9 protein-coding genes are annotated in these 15308 nt (G+C 47.0%); all 9 read right to left on the bottom strand.

Annotated elements, in window-relative coordinates; genetic code table 11:
* Positions 1-17: 17 nt before the first annotated feature.
* On the bottom strand, positions 18-923 hold the full coding sequence (locus ACSR9A_RS03030; RefSeq protein WP_473755866.1) for an ABC transporter permease: 906 nt from the start codon (positions 921-923) through the stop codon (positions 18-20).
* Positions 924-995: 72 nt separating this feature from the next.
* Positions 996-2696 carry an extracellular solute-binding protein gene (locus tag ACSR9A_RS03025; RefSeq protein WP_473755525.1) on the bottom strand — a complete coding sequence of 567 codons (1701 nt, stop codon included), beginning with the start codon at positions 2694-2696 and terminating at the stop codon, positions 996-998.
* 189 nt (positions 2697-2885) lie between these two features.
* The gene (locus tag ACSR9A_RS03020) at positions 2886-4448 is read right to left on the bottom strand and encodes an extracellular solute-binding protein (protein ID WP_473755524.1); all 1563 of its coding nucleotides are present in this window, start codon (positions 4446-4448) and stop codon (positions 2886-2888) included.
* Positions 4449-4579: 131 nt separating this feature from the next.
* Entirely contained in the window at positions 4580-6214 is a 1635-nt protein-coding gene (locus ACSR9A_RS03015; protein ID WP_473755523.1) for a response regulator transcription factor, read from the bottom strand.
* Complete coding sequence (locus tag ACSR9A_RS03010; RefSeq protein ID WP_473755522.1) at positions 6189-7952, bottom strand: sensor histidine kinase; 1764 nt, start codon at positions 7950-7952, stop codon at positions 6189-6191. The genes ACSR9A_RS03015 and ACSR9A_RS03010 overlap by 26 nt, the downstream gene beginning before the upstream one ends.
* A gap of 203 nt (positions 7953-8155) precedes the next feature.
* Positions 8156-9082, bottom strand: a complete 927-nt coding sequence (locus tag ACSR9A_RS03005) for a methyl-accepting chemotaxis protein (RefSeq protein ID WP_473755521.1) — start codon at positions 9080-9082, stop codon at positions 8156-8158.
* A 108-nt stretch (positions 9083-9190) separates the two neighbouring features.
* Positions 9191-11734, bottom strand: coding sequence for a diguanylate cyclase domain-containing protein (locus tag ACSR9A_RS03000; RefSeq protein WP_473755520.1), 2544 nt, complete (start codon positions 11732-11734; stop codon positions 9191-9193).
* Entirely contained in the window at positions 11727-12323 is a 597-nt protein-coding gene (locus ACSR9A_RS02995) for a biliverdin-producing heme oxygenase (protein ID WP_473755519.1), read from the bottom strand. Before ACSR9A_RS02995 ends, ACSR9A_RS03000 begins: the two co-directional genes overlap by 8 nt.
* A gap of 183 nt (positions 12324-12506) precedes the next feature.
* On the bottom strand, positions 12507-15203 hold the full coding sequence (locus tag ACSR9A_RS02990; RefSeq protein ID WP_473755517.1) for a family 78 glycoside hydrolase catalytic domain: 2697 nt from the start codon (positions 15201-15203) through the stop codon (positions 12507-12509).
* Positions 15204-15308 lie beyond the last annotated feature (105 nt).

The raw sequence follows: 15308 nt of genomic DNA, 5'->3' as shown, positions 1-15308 counted from the left end.
AGTATACCTCTCTTTCATTAAAAGATGCGATAATTGGCAATTCTGTAGGCCAGCAAATAAGAAACACATATAAAGATGAGTGACACGACCGATTTAAATAATCCAACTGCGGTCGCTACGCCATATTGCATTTGCTCCATCCCAATCCGAAACACGTAAGTATCCAGAATGTCCCCGCTGGAATACACCTGCGGACTATATAAATTAAATACCTGATCGAAGCCGGCATTCAAAACATTTCCGAGACTAAGCACGCTTAGCAGCACGATTATAGGCCTCATACCAGGCAGTGTAATGTGCCACGCTTGCTTCATGTGACCTGCCCCATCAAGCGCTGCTGCTTCATATAACGACTTGTCGATGCTCAATATAGCGGCAAGATAAACAATGGTATCAAATCCTAGTTCTTTCCATATGTGAGAAGCTACGATAATGAAACGGAACCAGCCCCCGTCACCGAGAAAATAGATGGGCTCCATCCCGAGAAATTGAAGGAAATTGTTTACAATCCCACCTGAAGGCGACAAAATATCGATGAGAATGCCTGATAAAATAATCCAGGATAAAAAATAAGGCATATAGACAATCGTTTGAACCGATCTTTTGAATAAGACATTTTTCACTTCATTTAACAAGATGGCAAGCGTGAGCGGAAATATAATGCCGACGATAATTTTCATAAAAGAAATCAGTAAAGTATTGCCGATCACCTTCATCGTGTCAGGCATCCCAAACACATATTTAAAATTTTCGAGTCCGATCCACTCTGAACCAAACCAGCCGCGAGAAGGAACAAAATCCTGAAACGCGATGGCAATGCCCATGATTGGCCCGTAGCTGTAAATAAGCACGAGGATGACCGCTGGCAAAAGCATCATATGATAAGCACCAGTGGAAAACCGGCGTTTGCGGATTCCTTTCATTTCCATAATTACATACACTCCATCCATCTGAATAAAAATAAGGAGGGACTAGAGTTGTCCCTCCGCCTTCATTTACTTCTTGGCTGCGTCCCACTCGTTAACTTCCTTCGTCACATCTTCCAACCCCAGCTTATTTAGCTGGTCAACAAATTTGTCGAAATTGTCTACCGAATCCGAGCCCATAATCGTTTTCGTATAATACTCGACTACTGCTTGTTCAATGGTTTTCAATCGGTTTTTCATCGCATCTGTAGAAGCGCCGTAAAACTCATCCATTTTAAACAAGTTGTTTTCTACATACTCATTCATCGATTTGAAGGAGCCTGTCTCGCCAAACACCTTTTCAAATTGAGCATTCGCATTGTCACCCGCTTTAAACTTCTCGATGTTATCATAGTAGCCTTTTTCCTCTGCATTCAGCTTGGAGGCGTCTCCTGTTTTGAATGCTTCAACGATTTTAAGATGCGCCTGTAAGTTCTTTTGCGCTTTCCATGCTTTTGCAACCGCATAGTGGTGGCCGGGAGCAGGCTCAGGTCCCATAAATTTATCGAACTCCGCTTGTGTCGTATCGCCGTAATTCAAGTTCGTCCAGAAATTCAGCAGCTTCATAATGGCTTCCGGATGCTCATACCCTTTGCGTACAACAAAATAGTTTTCCACGTTCAGCTTAATTTGCGGATTAGCAGGCTGGTCATCCTTGGAAACAATCGGATGTGCAAGCCAGTTGGCATCCGGAAAATTATCGATCGTTTGCTGCAGCGGGAACATCCCATTCCACATCGCCCCAATATTAATGCCAACACGGCCAGAAGCGGCAAGTTCAGCAGCTTTACTTGAATCCTTAGCTCCAAAATCCTTTTCAATCAATCCTTCCTTATACAGCTTGTTCAAGTAGACAAGCGCGTCCTTCACTTCCGGCTGTGCGCTTCCGTATACAAGCTTGCCATCCGCCCCACGAACCCAAGCTTTCGGATAAGCATCAAATGCGTTGAAGATACCAACGGCTTCAGCGACGCCTGGCATTAAGAAATCTCTGTTCAGCATCAGGCCTACCGTATCCTTCTTGCCGTTGCCATCCGGGTCCTGCTCAACAAACGCTTTCATTACGTTATAGAGCTCATCTGTCGTTTTCGGAACCTGCAAGCCCAGCTTATCCAACCAGTCTTGACGAGCCCATAAAAAGGCTGCGCCGTCGATGGCCGAGTTTGTTCCCGGAATAGCAATTAGCTTGCCGCCGAAGGTTGCGGATTCCAATGCGGAATTGCCTTCCTCCGTAATAATCTCTTTAGTAAGCGGTGTAGCATATTGATCATAGATGCTCGTTAAATCCTCATACATATCGGTCTTGGAAAGCGTTGCCAGCTGCTCTTGGCTTACGGCAAGCAAATCCGGAATTTCACCAGAAGCAATTGCTACGCTTATTTTCTGTTTACCAGCGTCAGCACCTTTGGTATACCAAAGCGGCTTGATCTTGATGCCAAGCTCATCTTGGTAAGCTTTGATCCATTCGCTGTTTTCCCATTTTTCCTCTGTAAAACCGTCGGCAATTGGATCAGCAATCATGACGCCAACCGTAAGCTCAACAGGAGGATCGAACTTTGCTGTCGGATCTATCGGAGCATTATCTACTTTCGCTCCATTACTGCCCCCGTTTGCTGCTTGCCCGTTATTAGCGGTATTACTACCGTTACCCGCCGTGCTACAACCTGCTAGAAGAGATACGCTTAAAAGTACGGCTGCTGCTGTAGAATACACATTCCTTTTTTTCTTCATCCTGCTTGCTCCCCCTCTGTTTATCGCGAAATGCTTACAAATTCATCTTACACTCCGCACAAAAAGAAAACGATTTCAAATATCCGAGATTTCTTGCACTCTTCCGACTTCCTGATCACTGTGAGCGCAAAAAAAAGAAGCTGACCCTCTTATATCGAGGATGCTTCCAGATTCAGCCTAAACCACATGTTATGGCTTGCCAGATTTCCACTCATTCACTTCTCTTGTTGCATCATCCAACCCAATTTTGTTCAGCTTGGCGATAAAGGCTTGAAAACCATCTAGGGACTCTATTCCCATGATTACCTTTGTGTAATATTCTTCAACCAACTGATCCACCGTTAGAAGGCGTGTATTCATGGCATCTGTTGAAGCTCCATAAAATTCATCTACCTTAAATAGATTTCGCTGCTTGTATTCATTCATGACCGCGTAGGAGCCTGTGCTGCCAAATACCTTCTCATATTGGGCATTAGAATGATCTCCTGCCTGGTACTTTAGAATATTATCGTAATAACCTTTTTCTTCAGCGTTCAAAATGGAACGATTTCCCGTCTTCAATGCCTGCATAATTTTCAAATGGGCTTGGAGGTTTTTCTCTACTTTCCATACCTTTGCCACCGCATAATGATGCCCAGGAGCAGGTGAAGGACCAAGGAAATGGTCAAATCTTTCTTGGGTTGTATTGCCGTAATTAAGCTCCGTCCAGAAATTGATCAATTTCAACAGCGCTTCCGGATGGGCATAGCCGCTGCGAACGACATAATAGTTCTCTACATTGAGCTTGACCTGCGGATGGGCAGGCTGCTCATTCATTGAAACGATCGGATAGGCCCGCCAGTCGGAGTCCGCATCATTGTCTTTGGTCAACTGCATCGGATACATCCCGTTCCACATGGAGCCAAACATAACGCCAACTTTCCCGCTGGCCACAAGCTCGCCTGCTCTGCCGGAATCCTTTGCGGCAAAATCCGTCTCTATGAGTCCTTCTTCGAATAGCTTGTTGAGATATGCAAGCGCAGGCTTCACTTCCGGCTGTACACTCCCATAAACAAGTTTCCCCTCCTCCCCTTTAACCCATATTTTAGGATAAGCATCAAACGCATTAAATAGGCCAATGGCCTCGGCCAAACCCGTATTTAAAAAAGAGTTGCTTAGCGCTAGGCCCACCGTGTCCTGCTTGCCATTGCCATCCGGGTCCTGCAGTGTAAAAGCACGAATAACATCATATAGCTCCTCCGACGTGCTAGGCACCTGCAAGCCGAGGCGATCCAGCCAATCCTTGCGAATCCACAGGAAAGATGCACCGTCAATGGCTGAGTTTAGCCCGGGAATCGCAACAAGCTTTCCATCAAAGGTTGCTGATTCCAAGCCCCGTAGATCATCTGCGCTTATAATCGATTTCGTTAGTGGCGTCGCGTATTGCTTGAATATATCCGATAAATCTGTATATAAGCTTGTTTTGGATAAGGCAGACAGCTGTTCTTGATTAACGGCGATCACATCAGGGATTTTACCCGAAGCTATCGCGACGCTGACTTTTTGTCTGGCGGCTTCCACACCTTTGGTATACCATGCCGCTTTCACATCAATCCCCAGTTCCTGTCGGTACGCTTGCAACCAAACACTGTTCTCCCACTTTTCTTCCGAAAAATCCTGCGCAATCACATCGCTTATGCCGACACCAGTCGTCAAGGTTATGAACGGAGCAGCCTCATGCCCATTCTCGCGTGGGCTCTCACTATTGTCCATGATTGCTTTGTTTCCGCTACATGCTGATAAACCAATCAACATGATGAGTAGAACGAGAACCGCGCGGACTAATATTTTATTCAAAAATAACAAATCCCTTCACCTTCCGTATGCGCAGTTTGATGTCCGTTTTACCCGCTTGTCCGAAACTCCTGCGGCGTTTGTCCTGTTTCCTTCTTGAAGAAACGGCTGAAATAGCCGGCTGAGGTAAAGCCTAGCGACTTGGCTATGTCCTGTATAAGCAGTTGCGGTTCAGAAAGCAGCTCTTTGGCTCTTTGAATTTTCAGAACGGCAATGTACTCACTAATCGTTATGCCTTTGGCTTGCTTAAATAGACGAGATAAATAATCGGGATTCAAATAAACCAGCTCTGCCAAATGCGTCATGGACAAATCGCCATCCAAATGCATTTCAATATACGTATGAACCACTCCAAGCACATCCCCGCGCAAGCGGGAGGATTGCGCATTATGATAGCTCTCAAAAACATTAATCATGTGCTCAAGCAAAAAAATGCCGTCTCTTCGCTCAGGAAGTGCTGCGGAATGAAGCAGCTTGGCGACATGCGGCCCCGCTAGCGGGTCGCGGTCCAGGCCATATTTGTTAGCAGCCGACAAAAAACGCAGCGCGACTGCATAATACAGCTCCATATATCTGATTTCATTGATGGCAGGCGAGTTTGAATACGTACTCAGCTCAGCAACGATTGCCTGTACTTCCTCTCGCTTTCCTGTTTCTAAATAGAGGTCAAGCGCATTTGCTTTTTTGTGAAAAACGTCGATGAAGCCGCGTATTTCCTCATCATTCGACTGAGCCTCAAACGGCAGATTTTTGTCCGTAACGATAATCTGCTTCTCCGCGTAATATTGAGAGAGCAGTGCTTTCAAAGTGGTGAATTTCCGCGGCACTCCTTCCCAATCGACTGCGTTATCTGTGTACGCAAAAGAAAAGGTGCGACCGGTTGATTTTTCCACTGTTTTTTGAATGGTCTCAAGCGAGCCTTGCAAAAATGTCCTCACTCCCTCGGGATGAGGGAGCGTATTTTCTTGCGGTTGCAGGAACAGTACATAATATTCCCGATTATAAACGACATCCATCATATTTACGTAGCCTGATAAATACCGGACACAGACCGAATGAAGTGCGGTCAACATCAGCTCTTTCTCAGAAAATCGCAAGGCACTTGACGCCAGATCCAGCCGCGCAGCCACCATAATGAGCGGCTTATTCGCCATTAGCCTGATTCCTAACAGCTCAATCGTTGGCCCAGATAGCTCTTCTAAAGGCTGAAGTCCATCAAGCACATCAGCTAGCATCAAGGACCGATGATGAACGGCCTGCTGTCGCTGCGCTTCCCGAGCCTGCTTGAGCAGTGTTTCAACAGCCATTTGCTCATCAAGCTCCGCCACCGTATGGCGAACAGCCTCTAAGATAGCTTCGTCTCCCTCCGATTTCAATATATAATTTTTGGCGCCATTGTTTATGGCATGATGCACATAGTCAAATTCGTCAAAGCCCGTTAGGAAAATCAGCTTGCATTCCGGCCAGCTTTGCTTTACTCTGTCTCCCAGCTCCAAGCCGGTCATTTTCGGCATTTTGATGTCCGACATTAAAATATCGATTCTTTTCTGCGACATCACGGTCAATGCCTCTATTGCGCTAGAAGCCTTATAAAGCTCAAGCCGATGCCCTTCAGACTCCAAAAACAATTCATACAAGCCATCGAGCAGCAGCTTTTCATCATCTACGATCAGCATCCGGTACATACGCCATCTCTCCGTCCCACTCAATGATCATTTTAACCTTTAGGCCGCCAAGCTCGCTTCTTTCTACCTGCAAACCACTTCCGTGCCCAAAGCTGTATCTCAGTCTCCTATGCACATTTAATGTTGCGGTAACCTCTGCAGCCTCCTGCTCCTCTGACAGTAGCTCCTGCAGCTTCTTCAGCCCTTCCTCGCTAGCTTCCCCGTTGTCTTCAACCACAATAATCGCTTTACCTGCCTGCTCAACAAAAGAAACGCGCAGCAGACCGCCATCTGTCACATTTTCAAGTCCGTGTACAAATGCATTTTCGACAAGCGGCTGTATGATCAGGCGCGGTACGGATATTGGCCTCAGTCTCTCCGGAATGTCTCCAAAATCGATGGTCACCCGGTCAGAGAACCGTGTGAGCTGTAACATGACATAGTTTCGAGCATGCGCAGCTTCATTCTCTAAAGGGACCGTATCCCTTGTATTGCGTGTAATAAACTGAAAATATTTCGCGAGCTGATTGGTAAACTGCACCGCCTCATCTTCTTTTTGCATCTTAATCAACCGAATAATACTGAACAGGCAATTATAGAGAAAATGAGGATTGATTTGCGATTGCAGCTGCTTTAGCTCCGCATTCTGCCGATGGATTTGCTGGTTGTACACCTCATCGATTGAAATTTGGAGATTAACCAGCATCTCATTAAAGCGTTCATATAAAAAACCAAACTCATCATCCTTATGATGCCTAATATTAAGATCAAAATTTCCTTCCTCTACTCGTTTGAACGCACGCACGATTTTAACCAATGGTTTGTTTATGATCCGGTTTATATAGACAAGGTAGAGTCCCACCATAATAATGGTAGCAGCAAAGAACAACCAAAACCATTGAATATACGTAATGACAGAACGGAACATGGTTGGCTTGTACAGAAAATGATCCAAAAAAATGCCGCTTTCGCGTTCAACGGAGCGCACGTAAATATAATCTTCAGCCTTGTCGGCAAATGAAGCCTCCGTCAGTCTCTCCGCATCCACGTTCGAAGCATAGCTATGTTCCATTAATGGAGAAAGCTCTGTTTTCTTGACAGATATGATCTTGTCAGAGCTGCTGCTGAGGCTAAGCACCATTGCCCCCGTAAAGTCGCGTTCTGCTGCAGCCGTTAGACTCCGCTTCAGCTCGGTAGCCCGCAATTCGATTTCCACGACAAGCTTCGGTGCCCCGCTAAGCGAGCTATCAAGCGGAAAAGCGACGATAAGCAGCTTGTTGTTGTAGGAGATTACATTATAGGGATTTTGCAGTTTTTCTGTCGGAACCGCGTTTTTCTTTAGCTCACCATACCCGTCAACCGCGGATATTTCCACATTAATCGATGATAAATACAACCGAACGTCAAAGATTAAGTCGCTGCTGTTCCGAATAGAAACAAGCTTTGCGCGGAGAAAGTTAATTAACTCGATTTTTCGATAGGATTCTAAAATATCGTACGCATTAACGAGCTGAACCAAATACATGTCGTTCATCATATCGTATTGCAGGGAATTAAAGCGCTTAAACGTTCCATTTAACTCCCTAATGTAGTTCTCAGACTGCGTTTCAGCCGAATTTACGATATCCTGTCTAAGCATGCCCGTCGCCCAGCTGTACAAGATGCCTGCCAAAATATAAATCGGAATGGTGGCCACGATAAAGGCTATGATTAACCGCTTATAGATGGAAAACTGCCATTGTCGATGAGACGGTCTCATAATTAGCCCCCTTGCGCTTATTTTAATTTTTGATTATAGCTTACTCTAACCTATGGAAACAATGCTAAACTTCCGACTTGAGTAGCATAATTCCGACTTTGTGTATATTAAATAATCTCTCACTTCGTTCCATGCAAAAAACACTCATGACATCCATCATGGGTGTTTTCGCTTTTGAGCTAAAAAATTCATTTACTAACGACTTACAGCATCTGATTTAACACTTTAGCCTGCTCATCTAAATGCCCTGCCGCTTCGCTAATTCCGGCAAAATCGCCTACAGCCATTCTAATTTCCTGCTGGCTGCTGGCAATCGCTGCTCTGGAGCTCTTTGAGCTCCCACTAACCTTCCCTACTTGCTGCGAAATGCCCTCCAGTGAATGCTGAATTTCGCTCGCTGCCTCCTGCACATGCTGGGCAAGCTTTTTGACCTCCATCGCAACAATATTAAACCCGCGCCCATGCTCGCCAGCATGCGCCGCTTCAATCGCCGCGTTTAAAGCGAGCAAATTAGTCTGTGCTGCAAAATCGCGTATCGTCTGAACGATGCCCCGCACAGCTTGTGTTTGCTGCTCCAGCGTTTGCAGAAAATCAATTTGAATCTCATTATCGTTGACAACATGCTCGATTACAGAGGCGACTTGCTCGCTGCGATTAATGCCTATTCTAGTCCGTTCCAGCAAATCTGCTGCCATAAGCTGCAATTCGTTCGTAATTTGAGCGACAGCTTGCTCACGGGCCGAAATGTCTGTCGCTACTTTAAGAACAGCCACTGCCTTGCCCTCTTCATTGCGCACAGGCATATACGTCGCTTCAAGCAAGATGCTGCTGCCATTTTTCGCTACTCGAACAATTTTTTCCTGAAAAGCGATGCCCTTACGCAAATTATTCCAGAACTGCGTATAGGCATAGCTATTTGCAAAATCAGGCTTGCAAAACGACCGGTGATTTTTCCCTGACAATTCTTCGACCTCATAACCTAATGCTTGGGCAAAATGATCATTAGCCCATAGCACCTCTCCTTGCAAATTAAACTCAATCATAGCCAGAGACTGCTCCAATGCGGAAATGACCGCTTCTCCTTCCAGCACCTGTGAACTTTCCCCAATCCGCTGTCCAACGTTTTCCAACTTTAACTCTCCTTTAATATCCAATATTTTCTATTTAAAGACCTGCATAAAAAAAGAACTTGATACTCGGATCAAATTCTAATTTTTATTCATCATCCCAGTTAAAGATTAGCGCTCCAGCACAACCCGGTTTTTTCCCGCTTTCTTTGCTTCGTAAAGCGCCGATTCAGCTTTAGCCACCAGCAGCAAATCGTCATTCAACTTTGATGGCGCAATAATGGCAGCTCCGATACTGACGGTCACAAAACCATTCGTATCGCCATTGGAAATCGGCAGCTGCATCGCCCTCACACCGGAAAGAATCTCCTCCGCAATGCCCAAGACCCGCTCCGCATTCGTATTTTCCAGCTTTAGCAAAAACGTGCCACCGTCCAGTCTACCCGCAACTGCTTCTCCTTGTTTGCCCATCACGGAAAGCAAATCGGCAATATATTGCAGACAAGAATCACCAACGCTAAAGCCCTGCAGCGCATTATAAATACGGAGATCATCGATGTCTACCATTAGAAGCGCCACTTCATGTTTTTCTGCCACCGCATGCCTCATATCTGCAGCAAGCTCTTTATATAGGGCTTGCCGATTAGGCAGCTCGGTTAACGGATCGATGGTCGTGAGGGTTTCCAACTGCGATTTCATATCCGAAAATACATTTTCCAATTTGGCATCCGTCTCATGCTCTCTGGCAATTGCCATAATCGAATGCTCTCCCGCATATACGACGGATACAAGCATAAGTTCCAGGCCAATGATCTGTCCATCCGCTTTGTTCATTCGACTATGAATGGTCGCTACGTTCAGCGTGTCCTGCTCCAAATTTTGAAGCTGCGTTTCTAGCTCTGCCTGCGAGCTTTCATGAACGAAAGTCATAAATGCTCGCCCCATAAGCGATTTCGCCGTTTCTTCCCCGAGCAACCTCGCCGCCTGGCAGTTCGCATATACAAATTGTTGATCGGTCAAGGTGAAAAATGGCACCGGCGAGGCTTCCATAAGCTGGATGTAGCGCTGTTCGTTTTTTCGAACGATGGCGGAATTATGCATCGCTAAATATTGGGTTTGACGCAGCTCCTCCTCCGTATGCCTCATGACAATGCTCTTAAGCTCCGGAAGCATGCGCAGCTCTTGCTCAGACCAGGAAAGCGCTGTTGATTCAACGACCTGCCGCCATTTTTCAAACGATTTTCGCGGTGACAAACGAATGCCGTCTTCATCCTGAATGACAGCTTTTTCCGGATTACCGGCCCAATGAACAACTTGCAGCTGCTCCGGTCTCAACCAAATAATGAAGCTCTCGTGCCCCGGAGACAACGCCAAATAAAGGGCACCTGATGCGATATCCTTATAGTTTTTGGCAGGGTCAAATACGGTGCTCAGACGGGAAGTCTCATATACATGGTCCTGCGATTGCTCAGCGAGCCATTCGGCAAGCACCTTCACCTGCGGCACTTCGGGGGTATCTCCAAGCAAAAGCCATTTATCCTGGTAGCGGACAGCTGCACCTGTAGCGTTCATCAAATTCAGCAGTAGAGACTCCTCCTGCTTTAATTGATCAATAATGCGTACCGCATTATGATCGCCTACAAAAACGCTGGCCAGCTGAGAAGCCCACTTCCGCAGCCTAGCCTCTCGTTCGTATTCATCAAGCTGCTGCCGCTGAAACAATTCACTGGAAAAAAAGGAGCCGAGAAAATTGCACAAATTGCGGACGCGATGAGAAATATATTTGCGCGAATAATGATGGCAAGTAATTAATCCCCATAGCTGATTATTATGAATAAGTGATATGGTCATCGTGGCTCCCACGCCCATATTCTGCAAATATTCAATATGCAAGGGCGATACACTCCGCAAAACAGACAAGCTCAGATTAAGTTGCTTGCCTGATAGCGGCTGTGTGACCGGGACAATTTCCACTGGAGCATAGCCTACATCTACAATGACCCGCAGCCAGTTTCTTAAATACAGCTCCCGCGCCTGCTTTGGAATATCCGAAGCGGGATAATGGTGGCCTAAAAACGACTCCAATCCGTCATCCTTGGACTCGGCAATGACCTTTCCATTCCAATCTTTATCAAATTCATAGACCATAACCCGGTTATAATCTAATATTTTCCTAATTTCTTCAGCAGCGATCTGGCTTCCTGCTGCTCGGCTGTCTGCCTGCTTAAGCTTTCCGAAAAACTGGCGAATCCAGCCAAAATCATCATGCTCCGGCGCAGTATCTTCTGATACAGGCTCCAATTCCACGATGACAAGCCCTTCACTTTCATGCACAATACAGAAAAAGTCGGACGGTTTCCCGCCGACTTCAATCGTTACATTTAAATAATTCAAGTCAGATGTGTTAGAGGCTACCAGCTCTCGTTCCCAAATCTCCCTGACACAGGATTGCCCAATTAGCGCTGACAAGGAGCTTCCGAGCAATTCCTCTGGGGATCTGCCCAGCATATCGTTCGTGTTCCGGCTGCATTGTACAATTTCGTTGTTTGCATCCAGTCTGGCTGCCAGCAGTACACCATGCGGCTGAATGTAACCCGGAATATGTATGGGTTCTCTATCGCAATTCGTCAAGTTTAACGCTTCTTGGGTGATAAAGTCCTCACCTGTCAATAACGTGCGGTTCAAGGCAGGTGAATCGCTCTTTCTGTTAAGCATTAAACCAAACCTCCAGAGTCAAAAACGTTTGCTTCGCTGACTCAATGACTTGATTGGCTTCTTCTTCCGATAATACAGACTGCGTGACAAATTGGCTGAACTCTGCCCATTTTGCCCGAGTTTCAGAACCATAGGCGTTAAAATAGGCCGTTCCCTCACTTACATCCTCTGTAAGCGGCAAAAATTTGCGGACCTGCTTCGTAATAATTTGGCCGCCCATTGTAGAACCTTCAATGACGTACATATAACCTAGCACGGCAGCGACAGTAGCAAGCTGTGGAAGCTGCTCGCATTCTGGAAGCTGCTGCACCTGCTCCTCCCTTAAACCAAGTACAAGCAAATCGCGTTCCAACAGCGGGGATTTGGCGCGGTTTTGAATAAATTCACCAAGCTCCTGTACGTTTTGCGCTTCTGATAGAGCAGCAATATGGCGTTCAACAGGCTTAATAAAACCGTAAAACTTCTGTAGGTAAAGGGAGTAGTCCGTTACGTTTAAAGTTTGATTCATAATGGCTTTGGCAAAGCGGTTGTCTTCGATCTGCTTGTGATTTACAGCAGTCTCTTCCTTCAATCGAGCCATGACGTTCATATGGGCGTTCACTCCTATCCATTTATAGGCTGTCAGCATAAACATCGCTGTGCTTCACGCTGAAAATATGAGTTTTCATCGTATAATCAATACATAATTATAACTGAGAAAATCAATATAATCAAAGTGTTTCTCCATGGATTTTTGTAACAACACCTACTCGCCGGCCATTATAACAACCTATCAATGGCCGTCGTAAGTGAAGTGATATTGTCCGGAGCCTAGCGCAAGCGTGACGCTACCCGCTTCTTCATGAATCGCGGTTATACCCGCTGCTTGCGCAAGCGCAATTCCATTTTCAAGCACATGGGCCGCCGTTTGCACTCCTGGTAGCTTGAGCGTTGCATGGGCATTGCCTGGCACGGTCACCTGAATTTCCATTCGACCTGCCTCATTGCGGCGCCAGGAGGAAACAACCATTCCATACATCGTCATAAGCCTCGCTTCGGCCCATGTCAAACCCGGACCCGGCTGCGGGCTGATTTTCACATGCTTGAATCCCGGCTGCTCCTCATCTGGCTGAATGCCTGCCACGTAGCTGTACAGCCATTCTCCGATTGCGCCATAGGCATAATGGTTGAAGGAGTTCATATCCGCGCTCCAGAAGCTGCCGTCCTCCTTGATGCCATCCCAATGCTCCCAAATCGTCGTGGCGCCTTTCGTAATTTGATAGAGCCAGGATGGATAATCCTCCTGCAGCAGCAAGCGATAAGCTAAATCATTGCGCCCAGCTTCGCTAAGCACAGGATTTAAATACGGTGTGCCTACAAAGCCTGTCGTCAGATGGTCATTTTGTTCCTTTAACAGCTCCGCAAGCTTATGCTCCGCTTTCTCTTTCGCCGTCCCCGACACGAGGCCGAAGCGCAGCGCCAGAACCTGCGCCGTTTGTGTCGGAACAGACAACCGCCCGGACGTGGTTAGAAACTCATGCTGGAATGCGGCAATAATTTTCTCATGCCATGACGCAAGGCGTTCCAGCTCCGCTGCCTTCCCTAATGCTTTAGCCGCTTTGGCAACGAGCGATACCGAATATGCGTAATAGGCCGTTGCAACAAAATCCCTATCCGTTGCCCCGACATAGCTGTCCGCCTTGGAATCAAGCCCGAGCCAATCACCAAAGTGGAAACCGGTATTCCACAAATAAGGATCGCTGCCCTGCTCAAAAATATACTGAATCCATTGGTTCATGCTGTCATATTGGGCCTCCAGCAGCCTTGAATCGCCATACGCTTCATACAGCGTCCATGGACAGATGACCGCCGCATCGCCCCAGGCCGCAGAGGAATGGCTCGTATCCCCCCAGCCTTCGGAAAACTCAGGCTTCAGATTAGGGATGTAGAACGGAATGCCCCCTTCTGGCGTCTGGTCGGCTTTCAGATCTAGCAGCCATTTAGTGAAAAATGGGGCAACATTCATCACATACGAAGCTGTTCGAATGAACATCTGTGCGTCTCCCGTCCAGCCAAGCCGCTCGTCGCGCTGCGGGCAATCGGTCGGCACATCGACAAAATTGCCTTTTTGTCCCCAGACGATATTATGATGCAGCTGGTTCACCTTGGCATCCGAGCATTCAAAAAAACCTGTACGCTCCATATCCGAATGCAGCACAATGCCACTGAAAGCTTCAAGCATAATTGGCGCTTTAAACCCTGTCAGCAACACATAACGGAACCCTTGAAAGGTGAAATGCGGCTCAAACGTCTCCTTCCCGTTTCCTTTCAACGTATACTGAATGCGCTGCTCAGCCTTGCGAATATTGGCCATATAGAAGTTTCCAGCCTGATCCAGCACCTCGGCATGCTGCAATTCAACCACATGCCCAGCGGCGCCTTCGACCTCGAATTTCACCCAGCCGACCATGTTTTGGCCAAAATCAAGCACCGTATCGCCCTCTGGCGTTTGGAGCACAGCAACCGGCTTAAGTATTTCAGCCGGGCGAACAGGCTCATTTACCTGCTGGATTATAATCGATTTAGAATGTGTAATGGTTTCAACCGAATGCCAGACGTCTGAATCGGTCGCTTGCCCGTTATGCCACTCCAACTCCAGCCGGGCGTCGTAGCGCTCTCCATGATACATTTCGGACATCAGAATTGCGCTTCCCGCCGCTTGCCAATCACTGCCTGACACGACAACGTCCTCCGTGCCGTCCTCATAGCCGATATGAAGCTGGAAGAGCAGCGCCGCGCGCGAACCATAGGTTTCTTTTTCCTGCTTCCAGCCAAGCTCCCCTTTGTACCAGCCATTGCCGAGCAGCGCACCAATCGCATGCGTGCCAACGCCCAATTGATCCGTTACATCGTACACCTGATATTGCAGCCGTTTGCCGTAGCTGGTCCACCCCGGTGTAAAATAGTGGTCGCCAATGCGATTGCCATTCCATTGCAGCTCATACATGCCTAGCGCTGTAGCGTAAATCCGGGCGCTTTTGACCGTTTTTTCAACGGTGACAAAGGTTCTGAGCAGCGGACAGCGCTCCGCATCCTCATCCCTCGCAGCCAAAACGGATGGCGCGCTAATCCACTCCGCTGTCCACTGGCTGTAGTCCATGAGACCGGTTTCAAAATATGCCGTTTCCGACCAATCGCTGCCTTCCAAATGCTGCCCACAGGCCCACACCTTTACCCGGTAAAAATAACGCGTGCGCGCTTTCAGCTCGATTTGATCCAGCACGACATGAACGGATTGACCGGAAGCGTTCCGGCCAGAATCCCATAAAACTTGCCCGAATTCTGGCTCCAATGAAACTTGCAGCTGGTAGGCCTGCTGCTGAATGCCTCTTTCCTCTGCTTGGATTTGCCAGCTAATTCTAGGATGCAGCACATCTATGCCAATTGGATTTTTCAAATATTCACATCTAACTTTTACGATCTGGACCATGAGGCGACCTCCTCTAATCAGGAAAAGCTGCTGTTCATTACTTACCCTGTTATCGTATAATTATAGCGTCCATTTCCATAAAAAATCCTTGTAAGAAGGCCAATA

Source organism: Paenibacillus sp. R-74696 (genome assembly GCF_055814915.1).
Note: the sequence above shows the minus strand (reverse complement) of the source record. Positions and strands in the feature narration are given on the sequence as shown.

Coding starts and splice junctions, on each gene's coding strand:
- ACSR9A_RS03030 (WP_473755866.1), bottom strand. CDS start 923: ATGAAAGGAATCCGCAAACGCCGGTTTTCCACTGGTGCTTATCATATG.
- ACSR9A_RS03025 (WP_473755525.1), bottom strand. CDS start 2,696: ATGAAGAAAAAAAGGAATGTGTATTCTACAGCAGCAGCCGTACTTTTA.
- ACSR9A_RS03020 (WP_473755524.1), bottom strand. CDS start 4,448: ATGGACAATAGTGAGAGCCCACGCGAGAATGGGCATGAGGCTGCTCCG.
- ACSR9A_RS03015 (WP_473755523.1), bottom strand. CDS start 6,214: ATGTACCGGATGCTGATCGTAGATGATGAAAAGCTGCTGCTCGATGGC.
- ACSR9A_RS03010 (WP_473755522.1), bottom strand. CDS start 7,952: ATGAGACCGTCTCATCGACAATGGCAGTTTTCCATCTATAAGCGGTTA.
- ACSR9A_RS03000 (WP_473755520.1), bottom strand. CDS start 11,734: ATGCTTAACAGAAAGAGCGATTCACCTGCCTTGAACCGCACGTTATTG.
- ACSR9A_RS02995 (WP_473755519.1), bottom strand. CDS start 12,323: ATGAACGTCATGGCTCGATTGAAGGAAGAGACTGCTGTAAATCACAAG.
- ACSR9A_RS02990 (WP_473755517.1), bottom strand. CDS start 15,203: ATGGTCCAGATCGTAAAAGTTAGATGTGAATATTTGAAAAATCCAATT.